Source organism: Lichenibacterium dinghuense (genome assembly GCF_021730615.1).
In the GTDB taxonomy this organism is placed as follows: Bacteria; Pseudomonadota; Alphaproteobacteria; order Rhizobiales; family Beijerinckiaceae; genus Lichenihabitans; species Lichenihabitans dinghuensis.
Genome location: NZ_JAJLMN010000001.1, coordinates 2,887,601 through 2,901,655, shown reverse-complemented (window position 1 = coordinate 2,901,655; position 14,055 = coordinate 2,887,601). Strand labels below are relative to the sequence as shown.

General features: G+C 74.1%; 13 protein-coding genes and 2 pseudogenes. 11 read left to right on the top strand and 4 right to left on the bottom strand.

The window, feature by feature from the left end; translation table 11 throughout:
* Positions 1-43 precede the first annotated feature (43 nt).
* A pseudogene (locus tag L7N97_RS13840) lies at positions 44-712 on the bottom strand (response regulator transcription factor); the annotation flags it as partial.
* Positions 713-1,137: 425 nt separating this feature from the next.
* Between L7N97_RS13840 and flgB the strand changes: the two are divergent.
* The 8 genes and pseudogenes from flgB to L7N97_RS13800 all read left to right on the top strand — a co-directional run bounded on the left by flgB (position 1,138) and on the right by L7N97_RS13800 (position 7,398).
* On the top strand, positions 1,138-1,515 hold the full coding sequence (gene flgB / locus L7N97_RS13835; protein WP_237478937.1) for a flagellar basal body rod protein FlgB: 378 nt from the start codon (positions 1,138-1,140) through the stop codon (positions 1,513-1,515).
* A gap of 10 nt (positions 1,516-1,525) precedes the next feature.
* Positions 1,526-1,945 (top strand): flagellar basal body rod protein FlgC, encoded by a 420-nt coding sequence (flgC, locus tag L7N97_RS13830; RefSeq protein ID WP_237482234.1) that lies wholly within the window; start codon positions 1,526-1,528, stop codon positions 1,943-1,945.
* Positions 1,942-2,277, top strand: a complete 336-nt coding sequence (fliE, locus tag L7N97_RS13825) for a flagellar hook-basal body complex protein FliE (protein WP_305069257.1) — start codon at positions 1,942-1,944, stop codon at positions 2,275-2,277. Before flgC ends, fliE begins: the two co-directional genes overlap by 4 nt.
* A 169-nt stretch (positions 2,278-2,446) precedes the next feature.
* Positions 2,447-3,238: a flagellar basal-body rod protein FlgG gene (gene flgG / locus L7N97_RS13820; RefSeq protein WP_237478936.1), complete on the top strand. Its 792-nt coding sequence runs from the start codon at positions 2,447-2,449 to the stop codon at positions 3,236-3,238.
* A gap of 5 nt (positions 3,239-3,243) precedes the next feature.
* Entirely contained in the window at positions 3,244-3,720 is a 477-nt protein-coding gene (gene flgA, locus L7N97_RS13815; RefSeq protein ID WP_237478935.1) for a flagellar basal body P-ring formation chaperone FlgA, read from the top strand.
* A complete protein-coding gene (flgI, locus tag L7N97_RS13810) occupies positions 3,720-4,829 on the top strand; it encodes a flagellar basal body P-ring protein FlgI (protein ID WP_237478934.1) in 1,110 nt (369 codons plus the stop codon). Before flgA ends, flgI begins: the two co-directional genes overlap by 1 nt.
* 91 nt (positions 4,830-4,920) lie before the next feature.
* A pseudogene (locus L7N97_RS30275) lies at positions 4,921-5,964 on the top strand (GGDEF domain-containing protein); the annotation flags it as partial.
* Positions 5,965-6,216: 252 nt separating this feature from the next.
* A complete protein-coding gene (locus tag L7N97_RS13800) occupies positions 6,217-7,398 on the top strand; it encodes a M20 aminoacylase family protein (protein WP_237482232.1) in 1,182 nt (393 codons plus the stop codon).
* A 21-nt stretch (positions 7,399-7,419) separates the two neighbouring features.
* On the opposite strand, the gene L7N97_RS13795 is transcribed toward L7N97_RS13800, so the two are convergent.
* From L7N97_RS13795 to L7N97_RS13785, 3 genes are read right to left on the bottom strand one after another with little or no spacing between them, the layout of a single operon-like run.
* Positions 7,420-7,680 (bottom strand): DUF6111 family protein, encoded by a 261-nt coding sequence (locus tag L7N97_RS13795; protein WP_237478933.1) that lies wholly within the window; start codon positions 7,678-7,680, stop codon positions 7,420-7,422.
* Positions 7,680-8,348, bottom strand: a complete 669-nt coding sequence (locus L7N97_RS13790; protein WP_237478932.1) for a CoA pyrophosphatase — start codon at positions 8,346-8,348, stop codon at positions 7,680-7,682. The genes L7N97_RS13795 and L7N97_RS13790 overlap by 1 nt, the downstream gene beginning before the upstream one ends.
* Positions 8,341-8,964: a DUF1285 domain-containing protein gene (locus L7N97_RS13785; protein WP_237478931.1), complete on the bottom strand. Its 624-nt coding sequence runs from the start codon at positions 8,962-8,964 to the stop codon at positions 8,341-8,343. The genes L7N97_RS13790 and L7N97_RS13785 overlap by 8 nt, the downstream gene beginning before the upstream one ends.
* A 157-nt stretch (positions 8,965-9,121) precedes the next feature.
* Here L7N97_RS13785 and L7N97_RS13780 point away from each other — a divergent pair, with 157 nt between their 5' ends.
* The 3 genes from L7N97_RS13780 to L7N97_RS13770 all read left to right on the top strand — a co-directional run bounded on the left by L7N97_RS13780 (position 9,122) and on the right by L7N97_RS13770 (position 14,019).
* Positions 9,122-10,120: an AAA family ATPase gene (locus tag L7N97_RS13780; RefSeq protein ID WP_237482230.1), complete on the top strand. Its 999-nt coding sequence runs from the start codon at positions 9,122-9,124 to the stop codon at positions 10,118-10,120.
* A 98-nt stretch (positions 10,121-10,218) separates the two neighbouring features.
* Positions 10,219-11,139 (top strand): DUF58 domain-containing protein, encoded by a 921-nt coding sequence (locus L7N97_RS13775; RefSeq protein ID WP_237478930.1) that lies wholly within the window; start codon positions 10,219-10,221, stop codon positions 11,137-11,139.
* Positions 11,140-11,148: 9 nt separating this feature from the next.
* Positions 11,149-14,019 carry a DUF4159 domain-containing protein gene (locus L7N97_RS13770; RefSeq protein WP_237478927.1) on the top strand — a complete coding sequence of 957 codons (2,871 nt, stop codon included), beginning with the start codon at positions 11,149-11,151 and terminating at the stop codon, positions 14,017-14,019.
* The last annotated feature ends 36 nt before the right edge of the window (positions 14,020-14,055 follow it).

The window sequence follows — 14,055 nt, the reverse complement described above, 5'->3', positions numbered from 1 at the left end:
CGCCGTCCCACAGGCCGGCCGGCGCGGCCGCCGCGGGGTCCTCCAGGCAGTAGCCGAGGTAGCGCTTGGATTCGATCGGGTCGTAGCCGAGCTTGGCGCGCAGCTTCTTGCGCAGCTTCGACACGTGGCTTTCCACCACGTTCTCCTCGATGTTCTCGTCGAAGATGCCGTAGATGGCGTTGAAGATCTGCGTCTTGGACACGCGGCGGCCGCGGTTCTTGACGAGGTATTCCAGGATGCGGCGCTCGCGCCGCGGCAAGAGGAAGGCTTCGCCGCGGATCTCGGGGTCGCGGCCGTCGAAGAACACGCGGATCTCGCCCACGGCCACGTCGTCGCGCTTGGCGGCGCCGGCCGACACGCGGCGGCGGATGGCGTCGATGCGGGCCAGCAGCTCGCGCACGTGGATGGGCTTGCGCACCACGTCGTCGAAGCCGGCCGCGAACAGGTCCAGCGTCTGGTCGAGCGACTGCGTCTCGTTGATGGCGATGATGGGCGCGTTCGAGCGCTCGCGGATCCAGCCCGGGTAGCTCCCGCGGTCGCGGCAGTTGCCGATCAGGAAGGCCTCGACGGCCTGGAGGTCGTGGTCCGCCACCGTCTCGACCCAGCCGCGGAAGTCGGCCGGGCAGAATCCCGTCGAGCACACGCCTTCGGACTTGAAGCCGCCGGCGTAGCCCACCGCCACGATTTCCCGGTCGTCGATCAGAATCAGCATCGGGGTCACCCTTCTCGGCGGCGGGGCGGGCCCGCTCGACCGGGCCGCGCTCAGATTTCGTTCACCAACTGAGGAAGTTTTTAGGGGCGTCATGCTTAAGAAAGCGTTTCCCGCCCGGTGCGCCTCGTGCGGGGGATCACAGAGGGAAACGGGCGCGTGGGGAAGCATCTTCCGCCGCGCCATGCCCGGCTCCGGACGACGATCATGTCACGATGCGGGATGCGGGGCCGCCGATCGAGCAACGCGAAATTAACATTCGACATGACGGGCCGCCTCGGCCCGTTGCGATCGTCGCATACTCGTTCTCGAGCCGGGCGGGCGCGTCCTCGTCTTCGGGATCGCCCGCGAAGACCCGAAACAGCCCCGTGCAAGTTTGAGGCGGCACGGTCGACCCCGTCCTCCAACACGAGCCGGGGAGCTTCGCCGTGGACCCCATCCACCTGTTCGACCTCGCCGGCCGCCAGGCCCGCTGGCTGTCGACCGATCAGTCGGTGATCGCCTCCAACGTCGCCAACGCGTCGACGCCGGGCTACCGCGCGCAGACGCTGCAGCCCTTCTCCGAGGTGCTCGACAAGACCGAGCTGCAGCTCGCCTCCACGGCCCCGAACCACATGGCCCTCGACCCGATGCAGGCCCAGGCCGCCGCCATCAAGGAGGAGGCGCCCTGGGAGGTGACGGAGTCGGGCAACTCGGTCGCGCTGGAACAGGAGCTCATCAAGGCCGGCGACGTGAACCGGGCCTATTCGCTCAACACCGGCATCGTGAAGAGCTTTCACGCCATGCTGATGTCGGCCGCCAAGTGAGGGCACGATGATCGACGCCCTCCAGGCGGCGCTGCGCGTCGCGGGCTCCGGCCTGTCCGCCCAATCGGCGCGGCTGCGCGTCGTGTCCGAGAACCTCGCCAACGCCCAGTCGACCGGCGCGACGCCGGGCGCCGACCCCTACCGCCGCAAGACCATCACCTTCGAGAACACCTTCGACCGCATCGCCGGCCAGGACGTGGTGGCGGTGAAGGACATCGGCGAGGACCCGTCCGCCTTCCAGGTCCAGCAGGACCCCGGCAACCCCGCCGCCGACGAGAAGGGCGCGGTGAAGATGCCCAACGTCAACATGATCTCCGAGATGGGCGACATGCGCGAGGCCAACCGCTCCTACGAGGCGGACCTCCAGGTCATCAAGCAGTCGCGCGACCTGATCTCCATGACCATCGACCTCCTGAAAGGAAACTCATGATCGTCGCCGCCCTGCCGCTCGTCACCTCCGCCCTGTCGAGCCTCGCGCCCTCGCTCGGCTCGACCGCGGCTTCGGCGGCCTCGGCCGCCGCCAGCTCCGCCACGGCCGCCGGGGGCGCCGACTTCGGCTCCGTGCTGTCCCAGGTGACGGGCGACACCGTGAAGAAGATGAAGGCCGCCGAGGCGGCCTCGATCTCCGGCATCGAGGGCAAGGCCTCGACCCAGGACGTCGTGCAGTCCGTGATGTCGGCCCAGGAGTCGCTGCAGACCGCGCTCGCCATCCGCGACAAGTCGGTGGCGGCGTTCCAGGAGATCAGCCGGATGGCGATCTAGCCGGCTCCCCGCCGTCGGCGACGCATCGCCGACGGCCCCGCGCCCGCGCCGGCGCGCCGTCGCGCTCGCCGACGGACCTCGCCGAGGACCGTCGGCCTCCCTCCGTGTCCGAGTAACAGCAACGAGCCCGAGCGCGTGTCAGCGCCGAAGGGCTCCGGGGACCCCCTGAATGCGCGCCCTAGCCATCGCCGCCACCGGCATGTCGGCCCAGCAGACCAACGTCGAGGTCATCGCCAACAACCTCGCCAACATCAACACGACGGGCTTCAAGCGCGGCAAGGCGGAGTTCTCGGACCTGATGTACGAGGCCGAGCGGCTGCAGGGCGTGTCGAACCGCGGCTCGGGCAACACGATCCCCGAGGGCGCGCAGCTCGGCCTCGGCGTCCGCATGGCGGCGATCCGCAACCTGCAAACGCAGGGCTCCTTCACCAACACCGGCAACACCTTCGACCTCGGCATCCAGGGCCGCGGCTGGTTCCAGCTCACCGGCCCCAACGGCGACACGGTCTACACCCGCGCCGGCGCGTTCAACACCAATGCTAGCGGGCAGCTCGTCAGCCTCGACGGCTACGCGGTGAGCCCCTCCATCATCGTCCCGCCGAACAGCACCAACGTGACGATCTCCTCGACCGGCATCGTGACCTGCACGGTGAACGGCGCCACGACGCCCACGCAGCTCGGCCAGCTCACGCTCGCCAACTTCGCCAATGAGACGGGCCTCGACCACCTCGGCTCCAACATGTTCCGCGAAACCGCGGCCTCGGGCACGGCGGTGGTGGGCGTGCCGGGCGATCCCAGCATCGGCACGATCAGCCAGGGCTACCTCGAGGCCTCCAACGTCGACCCGGTGAAGGAGATCTCGGACCTGATCTCGGCCCAGCGCGCCTACGAGATGAACTCCAAGGTGATCCAGGCCTGCGACCAGATGGGCTCGACCCTCACCACCGGCACCCGAGGGTGACGCGCGTGGACCGCTGCCTCTGCCCCCGCCTACGCGCCGCCGCGCTGCTGCTCGCCGCCTCGACCCTGCCCGCCGCGGCCGCGCAGTTCGTGCCCGTCCCCGCCGTGGTGATCTACCCCGGCGACGTCATCCGCGACGGCATGCTGACCGAGATGCAGATGCCGGACGACTTCGCCGGCCGCTCCGCCGCCGTGCTCGACCGGGGCGCGCTGGTCAACAAGACGTCGCGGCGCACGCTCCTGCCGAACCTGCCCATCCCGAAGAACGCGATCGGCGAGCCCAAGGTCGTGTCGCTGAACGCCATGGTGCGCATCGTGTATTCCGAGGGCGGCCTCACCATCGCGACCTACGGCTCGGCCCTGCAGGCGGGCGCGGTCGGCGACGTCATCCCGGTGCGCAACCTGGAGTCCGGCCTCACCGTCGCGGGCACGATCGGGGGCGACGGCGCCGTGCACGTGGCGCCGAGCGGCGGGCCGGGCTGATGCGCCGCGCCGTCCTGCTCGCCCTCGCCGCCGCGGCGCTCGCCGGCGCGGCGGCCCCCGCCGCCGCCGCGGTCCGCATCAAGGACATCGCGACGCTGGCCGGCATGCGCGACAACCAGCTCGTCGGCTACGGCCTCGTGGTGGGGCTGCTCGGCACCGGCGACACGATGCGCAACGCCCCCTTCACCGAGCAGGCCGTGCAGTCCATGCTCGACCGCATGGGCGTCAACGTCCGCAACATCCCGCTGCGCAACCGCAACGTCGCGGCCGTGATCGTCACGGCGCAGCTGCCGCCGCTCGCCGGCCGCGGCCAGCCGCTCGACGTCACCGTGTCGTCCCTGGGCGACTCCACGTCGCTGCTCGGCGGCACCCTCATCATGACGCCGCTGATGGGCGGCGACGGCCAGACCCACGCCGTGGCGCAGGGGTCCGTCTCGGTGTCGGGCTCCTCCGCGGCGGGCGCCGCCGAAACCTACAGCCAGGGCGTGCCCACGGCGGGCCGCATCGCCAACGGCGCCATCGTGGAGCGCGAGGCGCCGGGGAGCTTCGGGCCGGGCGGCGCGCTCGTGCTGGAGCTGAAGAACCCCGACTTCAAGACCGCCGTGCGGATCGCGGACGCCGTCAACGGCTTCACCCGCACGCGCTTCCACATGCAGGCGGCGCGCGAGCAGGACCTGCGGCGCGTGTCGCTGCTGTGCCCGCCGAGCGTCGGGGCGGCGCGCTTCATGGCGGAGATCGGCGACCTCACGGTCGAGCCCGACATGCCGGCGCGCGTGGTCATCGACGAGCGGACCGGCACGGTGGTGATCGGCGAGGACGTGCAGATCTCCACCGTCGCCGTGACGCACGGCAGCCTGACCGTGCGGATCACGGAATCGCCCCAGGTGTCCCAGCCCGAGCCGCTGTCGGGCGGCAAGACGCAGGTCGTGCCCTCGACCGCCATCTCGTCGTCGGAGCCCAAGGGCACGCTGAACGTGCTGCACGGCACCACCCTGAAGACGCTGGTCAACGGGTTGAACCAGATCGGCCTCAAGCCCTCCGGCATCATCGCCATCCTGCAGGCCATCAAGTCCGCCGGCGCCCTGCAGGCCGACCTCGTGGCGCAGTAAGACATCACAGGATATCGCGCGCAGGGGGTGTTAACCGACGCGCCTTTATCGTGGTTCCGACTCACGCGACCGCCCCCGGACTCCGTCGGCAATGGCATTCGACCCCGTCACCTTGCTCACGATGTCCGTCGCCGTGCTGCTCGCGCTGGGCGCGCTGATGCTGCACCTGTCGCGCGCCGGGCGCGGCGGCGAGCGCTCCTGCCGGCTGCTGCGCTGGTCCGGCGCGGCCTTCCTGTGCCTCGGCGCGGGTTTCGCCCTGATCCTGCTCGCGCCGACGGACTTCCGCGCCCCCGTGCGGGTGCTCGGCAACGCCGCCCTGATGCTGCCCTACGGGCTCCTGTGGGGCGCCGTGAGGCGCTTCGAGCGCCGCTCCGCGCCCTTCGAGGCCGTGTCGGCGGGCGCTCTCCTGTGGATGCTCGTCGCAGCCCTGCTCGACCCGCCGCAGGGCGCGCGCATCGCCCTGACCTCGGCGATCGTGGCGGCCTACAGCTTCGCCATCGTCCGCGAGCACCGCCGCGGCCGCGACGGGCTGCAGGCCCAGCGCCACGCCGCCTGGGTCTTCGGCCTGCACGGCGGCTTCTTCGCGCTCCGCACCGTGCTCGGCCCGACCTTCGGCTTCGCGAGCTTCGGGCCCAACGTGGCGCAACTGTGGGGGGCGCTGCTCGGGATCGAGACCGTGACGATGGCGGTCGCGGTCGCGGTGGCGTCGGTCGGCATGAGCCGCGAGCGCACCGCGAAGGAGCACCGCCGCGAGGCGCTGGAGGATCCCCTCACCGGCATCGGCAATCGGCGCGCGCTCAACCGCTCGGGCGAGGCCCTGCTCGGCGCCTGCCGGCGCGACGGCCGGCCCGCCGCGCTGCTGCTGATGGACCTCGACGGCTTCAAGCTCGTCAACGACCGCCACGGCCACCCGGGCGGGGACCGGCTGCTGGTCGCCTTCGCGCGCCTCGCCCACGACTACCTGCCGCCGACCGCCCTCGTGTGCCGCGTCGGCGGCGAGGAGTTCGCGGCCCTGCTGCCCGGCGCCGACCTCGTCCGCGCGCGGGCCGTGGCGGACGAGATCCGCGCGCTCTTCGCCCACGTGGTGCTGGACGGCCCGGCGGGCGCGCTGCGCACCACGGTCAGCATCGGCGTCGCGGGGGAGACGGACGGGCGGGACGCGGCGGCGGGGACGGCCTCCTCGCGCTCGTCGGCCGGGCCGACCTCTGCCTCTACGCGGCCAAGCACGGCGGGCGCGACCGCGTGGTGGTCGAGGGCGACGCCGCGGCGAGCCCGGCCGGGGCGCACCGCTCGGCGGCGTGACCGGCGGGAGGCCCGCGGCGGCATCGAATTTGCCTGCGTTGCATGCGATACAGCATCGCGCGCCGCCGATCCCGGACCCCATCCCATGCCCATCCAGAACCGCATCGCCGACTTCGAGGCCGACATGACGGCGTGGCGCCGCGACCTCCACCGCCACCCGGAACTGGCCTTCGCCGAGCACCGCACGAGCGCGGTGATCCGCGAGAAGCTCGAAGGGTTCGGCGTCGACGAGGTGCTGACGGGCTTCGCCGGCACCGGCGTCGTGGGGGTGGTGCGCGGGCGCGAGCCCTCGAAGGACGCGATCGGGCTCAGGGCCGACATCGACGCGCTGCCCATCCTGGAGGAAACGGGGCTGCCCTACGCTTCCGCGACCCCCGGCGTCATGCACGCCTGCGGGCACGACGGCCACACGGCCATGCTGCTCGGCGCCGCCCGCTACCTCGCCGAGACGCGCAACTTCGCCGGCACGGTCTACCTGATCTTCCAGCCCGCCGAGGAGCAGGGCGGCGGCGGCCAGGTGATGGTGCGGGACGGGCTGTTCGAGCGCTGCCCGATGGACCGCGTCTTCGGGATGCACAACTGGCCGAGCGAGCCGACGGGCACCTTCAACTGGCGCGTCGGCCCCACCATGGCGGCCTCGGCGGAGCTGACGGTCACGGTGCGCGGCGTCGGCGCCCACGGCGCGCAGCCGCACAACGGCATTGACCCGATCGTGGTGTCGGGCGCGATCGTCTCGGCGCTGCAGTCGGTTGTGGCCCGCAACGTCCGCCCGACCGAGACGGCGGTGCTGACGATCGGCGAGATCCGCGGCGGCCACGCCTTCAACGTCATCCCGCCCGAGGTGACGATGCGCGGCACGGCGCGCTGGTTCACCCCCGCGGTCGGCGACCTCCTCGAGGAAGCCTTCACCCGCATCGTCCGCGCCACGGCGGAGGCCTACGGCGCCCGCGCGGAGAGCGGCTTCGCGCGCTCCTACCCGGCGGTGGTGAACGAGGAAGCCTCGACCGCGATGGCGCGCCGCGCCGCCGCGGCCGTGGTGGGACCCGACCGCGTGGTGCCGATGGAGCAGCCCACCATGGGGGCGGAGGACTTCTCCTTCATGCTGAACGAGCGGCCCGGCAGCTACATCATGCTCGGCGCCGCGCGGGACGGCGCCAACCCGCAGGTCCACCACCCGGCCTACGACTTCAACGACGCGGTCCTCACCACGGGCGCGGCATACTGGGCCACGCTGGCCGAGCAGTTGCTGCCGCGGCGGGGGACGTAGGGGCCACGGCGGGCGGCCCCTTCACTCCATCCGGCCGGGGACCAGCACCCCGTTCTCCAGGTGCGCCGGCACGTAGTCGCCCCGCCCGCGGGGCCCGAACAGCCCCGCGGCGAGCAGCGACAGCACGGCCAGCGCCAGCCCGCCCACCACCAGCGCGGCGAGCGGGCCGCGCGACCAGGCCGACAGCACGAAGGGATAGCGGCGCCGCAGCAGCAGGTAGGCCGCGTAGCCGGCGAAGGGCACCAGGAACGGCACCAGCACGTCGAGCAGCAGGCGGCCCATCAGCCGTAGAGCCTCTCGTAAAGGTTGCGCAGCATGCCCGCGGTGGCGCCCCACACGACGCGTTCCCCGTGCGCCATGGCGTAGAAGTGCCGCGCCCGGCCCATCACCTGCCGCGCCTCGCGGCGGTGGTTGGCCGGGTCCATCAGGAACGGCAGGGGCACCTCGAAGGCGTCCGCCACCTCGGCCGGGTTGACGGTGAGGCGCAACGGCGGGCGGATCAGGCACACGGCCGGCATCACCATGAAGCCCGTGCCGGTGAGGTAGGCGTCGAGGTAGCCGAGCGGCACGGCGGCGGCGCGGTCGAGCCCCACCTCCTCCTCGGCCTCGCGCAGCGCCGCGGCGAGCGGCGAGGCGTCGGCGGGGTCGATCTTGCCGCCCGGGAAGGCCACTTGGCCCGAATGCTGGCGCAGGCTCGCAAGCCGCGTCGTCAGCAGCACGGTCGGCACGGGGTGGTGCGTCACCACGCCCACCAGCACGGCCGCCTGGCGCGGCACGCCGGTGAAGAAGGCGCGGCCGTCGAGCACGTGGTCGCCGCCCCCCGAAAGGCCGTCAGCGCCGTCGATCTCGGCCCAGCGCTCGGGCAGGTCGAAGGAGAGCCGCGCCCGCGCCCGCGCCTCGAAGTCGCCCGCGGTGATCGCGGCCGGCGGGCCGGCGTACCCCTCAGCCAAGCGCCGGATCCGCGCCGAGGCCGTCCAGGGCGTCGGCGTCCATCATGGGGAAGAAGCTCGCCCCGGAGGCGACGCCGAACCGGTCGACGCCGTCGACCGGCCGCACCTCGCCCTTGTCGACCAGCTCGTAGAAGACCGGGCGGCCGACCAGCGCCCACAGGTCGCCGCGCACGCGCGCGTAGGGCTTGAGCGACCCCGCCGGGCCGGGCTCGAAGCGCAGCGGATGCGCCGCGTCGATCTCCACCCACTCGTCGAGGTTGGTGCGGAGCCGGAAGCCCTCGCCCGGCGAGCCGGCCAGCTCCACGCCCACGAAGGGCGCGTCCTCGACCGCGATGCCGAGCTTCTCGACCGGCGTCACCAGCACGTAGCGGTCCCGGTCGCGCCGCAGCACCGAGGCGAAGAGCCTCACCAGCGCGGGCCGGCCGATGGGCGAGCCCCGGTAGTGCCAGGAGCCGTCGCGCGCGATCCGCATGTCGATGTCGCCGCAGAAGGGCGGGTCCCACAGGTGGACGGGCGGCGGCCCGCGGCGCACGGCCGCGTCGGCGATCAGCGACGACAGGCCGGGGGAGGCGCCCGGCAGCCCGCCACCCGGCGGCCCGTCACTTGCTTTCGCCATCATCGCACGCCATTGCGGCCCCGCCGGTCGGGCCGATCCCCTCAGAGTTATGCGACAGGTCCGCATATCGACAAGGGGCCGGTCCGGCGTAATCTGCCCCGCCCGCGCCCGCCGTCGGGCCGCCACAGGAACACCGCCGATGCCGGTCCAGGACAACATGCAGGCCGCCGGCGTCGTCTCGGTCGAGGAGGGCGCGGTTCGCGCCGCCGAGGCCGCGCTCGGCTCCATCGCGGCGGCCCGCGCCGCCGTCGGCACCGTCATCTTCGGCCAGGAGACGGTCGTCGAGGAGGTGATGGTGTCGGTCCTGTCGGGGGGGCACGGCCTGCTGGTCGGCCTGCCGGGCCTCGCCAAGACGCGGCTCGTGGACGCGCTCGGCACCGTGCTCGGGCTCGACGCGCGGCGCGTGCAGTTCACCCCCGACCTCATGCCCGCCGACATCCTCGGCTCCGAGGTGCTGGAAGAGACCGAGGGCGGCCGGCGCGCCTTCCGCTTCGTGCGCGGGCCGATCTTCGCCCAGCTCCTGATGGCGGACGAGATCAACCGCGCGAGCCCGCGCACCCAGTCGGCGCTGCTCCAGGCCATGCAGGAGCTGCACGTGACCGTGGCGGGCGAGCGCCACGACCTGCCGCGGCCCTTCCACGTGCTCGCCACGCAGAACCCCATCGAGCAGGAGGGCACCTATCCGCTGCCCGAAGCCCAGCTCGACCGCTTCCTGATGCAGATCGACGTGCTCTACCCGGACCGCGCCTCCGAGAAGCGCGTGCTGATCGAGACCACGGGCGACCGCGAGGCCACCGCCAAGCAGGCCATGACGGCGGACGAGCTGATGGGCATCCAGCGCCTCGTGCGCCGTCTGCCCGTCGGCGACCGCATCGTGGAATCGATCCTCGACCTCGTGCGCTCGGCGCGGCCCGGCGAGGACGCCGCCCTGTCGAAGCACATCGCCTGGGGCCCCGGCCCGCGCGCCGCCCAGGCGCTGATGCTGGCCTGCCGGGCCCGCGCGCTGATCCAGGGCCGCCTGTCGCCCTCGCTCGACGACGTCGCGGCCCTGGCCCTGCCGGTGCTGAAGCACCGCATGGCGCTCAACTTCGCGGCCCGCGCCGAGGGCGAGACCGTGCCCGCCATCGTGGCGCGCCTCGTCGCGCGGCTCGGCTGAGGGCTCCCACGCCAACACGTGCTTCGCTTCGCGAAGCGCCTCGACCACGGAGGACTCACGGCGATGAAGCACTTGCTGGTGTGGGGACCCTGACGCGCGTGGCGACGGCGCCCGCCGCCGGCCGCACCGCGGGCGCCTCCCAGGCCAAGGCGGCGCTCGACCTCGCCCGCCGCCTGCCCGAGCTCGCCGTGTCGGCGCGCGAGGCCGCGTCCAGCGTCATGCACGGGGTGCACGGCCGCCGGCGTTCCGGCACGGGCGAGGCCTTCTGGCAGTTCCGCCCCTTCACCATGGGCGAGTCCGCGGCGCGCATCGACTGGCGCCGCTCGGCCCGGGACGACCGCACCTACGTGCGCGAGCGCGAATGGGAGGCGGCCCAGACCGTGTGGATCTGGGTCGACCGCTCGCCGTCCATGGATTTCGCCTCCGACCTCGCGCGGGTCACCAAGCGCGACCGCGCGCTGGTGCTCGGCCTCGCCACCGCCGACCTCCTGGTGCGCGGCGGCGAGCGCGTGGCGCTGACGGGCCTCACGCGGCCGGTGGCGGCCCGCAACGTCGTCGACCGCTTCGCCGAGGTGCTGTCGGGGCCGGACGGCGCCCGCTCGGCCGCCGACGAGCTGCCGCCCGCCGAGCCGCTGCCGGCCCGCTCGCGCGCGCTCGTCGTGTCCGACCTCCTGTCGGGGGCCGACGAGGTCGCGTCCCGCCTGGCGCTCATGGGCTCGGCCGGCGCGCTCGGCCACGTGGTCGCGGTCTGCGACCCCGTCGAGGAAACCTTTCCCTTCTCGGGCCACGTCGAGTTCGCCGACACGGACGGGCCGTCTCGGCTGCGCCTGGGGCAGGCCGCGGCGCTGCGGGACACTTATCTGCGCAAGCTCGTTGCCCATCGGGACCGCGTCGCCGAGGCCTGCCGCCGGCAGGGCTGGACCTTCGCGGTCCACCGCACCGACCGGCCCGCCACCGAAGCGCTGCTGCGCCTCGCCACGCTGCTGGCGGACGGCGGCGACACCGCCTCCACGCGATAGGCACCGCCGATGCTGGGTCTCCCCCTCGCCTTCACGGTCCCGGCGGTGCTGGGCGCCCTGGTGCTGCTGCCGGCGCTGTGGTTCCTGCTGCGCGTCACGCCGCCCCGGCCGCGCCGGCAGGCCTTCCCGCCGCTGCGCCTGATCCTCGACGAGCGCCCGCGGGACGAGACGCCGGCGCGCACGCCGCCCTGGCTCCTGCTCCTCCGGCTCGCGGTCGCGGCCGCGCTCGTGCTCGCCATGGCGGGGCCGATCTGGAACCCGCCGCCGCCCAGCCTCGGCGGCTCGGGCCCTCTGGCGTTGCTGCTCGACGACGGCTTCGCCGCCGCGCCCGACTGGGACGTGCGGGTCGCCGCGGCGGCCGAGCGGCTGGGCGAGGCCGGCCGCGCCGGCCGCCCCGTCGCCCTCGCGGCGCTGTCCGAGGGCCCGCGCGCGCTCGCGCCCGTCACGGCCGCGGCGGCGCTCGACCGGCTGCGGGCGCTGAAGCCCCAGCCCACCCTCGTCGACCGCGCGGCGGCGCTGCCGGCGGTCCGCGACTTCGCGGCCGCCCACCCCGACGCCGACGTGGTGTGGATCGCCGACGGGCTGGAGAACGGCGGCGCCCGCGCCTTCGCCGAGGGGCTCCGCTTCGCCCGCCCCGCCACCGTGCTGGCCGCCGCCGCGCCGCCGCTGGCGCTCGCCGGCGCCGAGAACCGGCCGGACGCCCTGGCCGTGACGGTGCTGCGCGCCGACGCCCGCGCGCCCGGCGCGGGCACGCTGCGCGCCTACGACCTCAAGGGCCTCGCCCTCGGCGACGCGCCCTTCTCGTTCGACGGAACCGCGGCCAGCGCCACGGCCTCCTTCGCGCTTCCCGTCGAGCTGCGCAACGAGGTCGCGCGGGTCGACGTGCTCGGCGAGGCATCGGCCGGCGCCGTGACGCTGCTCGACGGCCGCTGGAAGCGCCGGCGCGTCGACGTCGTCACCGGCGCCAGCGCCGACGTGGCGCAGCCGCTGCTCAGCCCCGGCTACTTCGTCACCAAGGCGCTGGCCCCCTTCGCCGAGGTGCGCGAGGTGCCGCCGAACGTCGCCGACCCGATCGGCGCGGCGCTCGACGAGAAGCCCTCCGTGCTGGTGCTGGCCGACGTCGGGCAGGTGACGGGCGCGGACCACGACAGGCTCGCGCGCTTCGTGGACGAGGGCGGGGTGCTGCTGCGCTTCGCCGGCTCGCGCCTCGCCGGCGCGCCGGCCGACGACCTCGAGCCCGTGAACCTGCGCCGCGGCGGCCGCACCTTCGGGGGCGCCCTGTCGTGGGACAAGCCGAAGAGCCTGGCCCCCTTCGACCGCGCGAGCCCCTTCTTCGGGCTCACGGACCGGCGCGACGTGACGGTGTCGCGCCAGGTGCTGGCCGAGCCCGACGCCGGCCTGCCGGCCCACACCTGGGCGGCGCTCGACGACGGCACGCCGCTCGTCACCGCCGACCACCGCGGCAAGGGCACGATCGTGCTGTTCCACGTCACCGGCGACACCACCTGGTCGAACCTGCCGCTGTCCGGCCTGTTCGTCGACATGCTGCGGCGCGTCGTGGCGCTCGGCGGCGAGACCGCCAAGGCGGACGACGCCGGCGCCGCGGCCGCGAAGCCCGGCGAGGCCGCCGCCCTGCCGCCGACCCGCATCCTCGACGGCTTCGGCGCGCTCGGCGCGCCGCCCGCCACCGCCAAGCCCGTGCCGGCCGCCTTCGCCGGCCCGGGCACGGCGGACCACCCGCCGGGCTTCTACGGCCCGGCCGACGCGCTGCTCGCCGTGAACGCGCTGAACCCCGGCGCCGCGCTCCTGCCCGCCGACCTGTCCGGCCTCGGACTCGCCGCGCTGCCCCTCAAGGCCGCTGAGCCGGTCGACCTCCGCGCGGCGCTGCTCGTGCTGGCCGTGGTCGGCTTCCTCGCCGACGCGGTGGCGACGGCGCTGCTCGGCGGCGGCTTCACGGGCCTCGGCGCCCGCCTGCCGCGCCTCCCCGGCACGGGGGGCCGCGGGGCGGGCACGACCGCCGCGGCCCTGGCCGTCGCGGCGCTGCTCGCGGCCGGGCCCGGCGCCCGCCCGGCGCGGGCCGCGGAAAGCCTGCCGCCCGCCGCCGTCGCGGCCCTGAGACAGGACCACGTGCCGGAACGCGACATGGAGGCGGCGCTGCGCACGCGGCTCGCCTACGTGGCCTCGGGCGACGGCGCGGTCGACGAGGAAAGCCGCGAGGGCCTGCGCGGCCTGTCGCGCGCGCTCACCAACCGCACCTCGCTCGACCCCGGCGACCCCGTCGCGGTCGACCCCGCGCGCGACGACCTCAGCTTCTACCCGATGATCTACTGGCCGGTGGTCGCCACGGCGCCGCAGCCGCCGCCGGCCGCGGTCGCGAAGCTGTCGGCCTACATGAAGAACGGCGGCACGGTGCTGTTCGACACGCGCGACGCGCTGTCGGCCCGCGCCGACGGGCCGCCGACGCCGGAGGCCCACTGGCTCGCGACCCTGCTGACCGGCGTCGACGTGCCGGAGCTGGAACCGGTGCCGCGCGACCACGTCATCACCAAGACGTTCTACCTCATCGACAACTTCGTCGGGCGCTACAACACGGCGCCGACCTGGGTGGAGGCGCTGCCGCCGGCGCCGCCCGAGGCCGTCAACCGGCCGGCGCGCTCGGGCGACAGCGTGTCGCCCATCGTCATCACGGGCAACGACCTCGCGGCCGCCTGGGCCTCCGACCCCGACGGCGAGCCGCTCTACCCGCTGGTGCCGGGCGGCGCGCGCCAGCGCGAGCTGGCGATCCGCGGCGGCGTCAACCTCGTGATCTACACGCTGACCGGCAACTACAAGGCCGACCAGGTCCACGTGAAGGACCTGCTCGAAAGGCTGGCGCACTGATGGGGGTCTGCACCGGCCGTCGTGCGCTGATCCTCC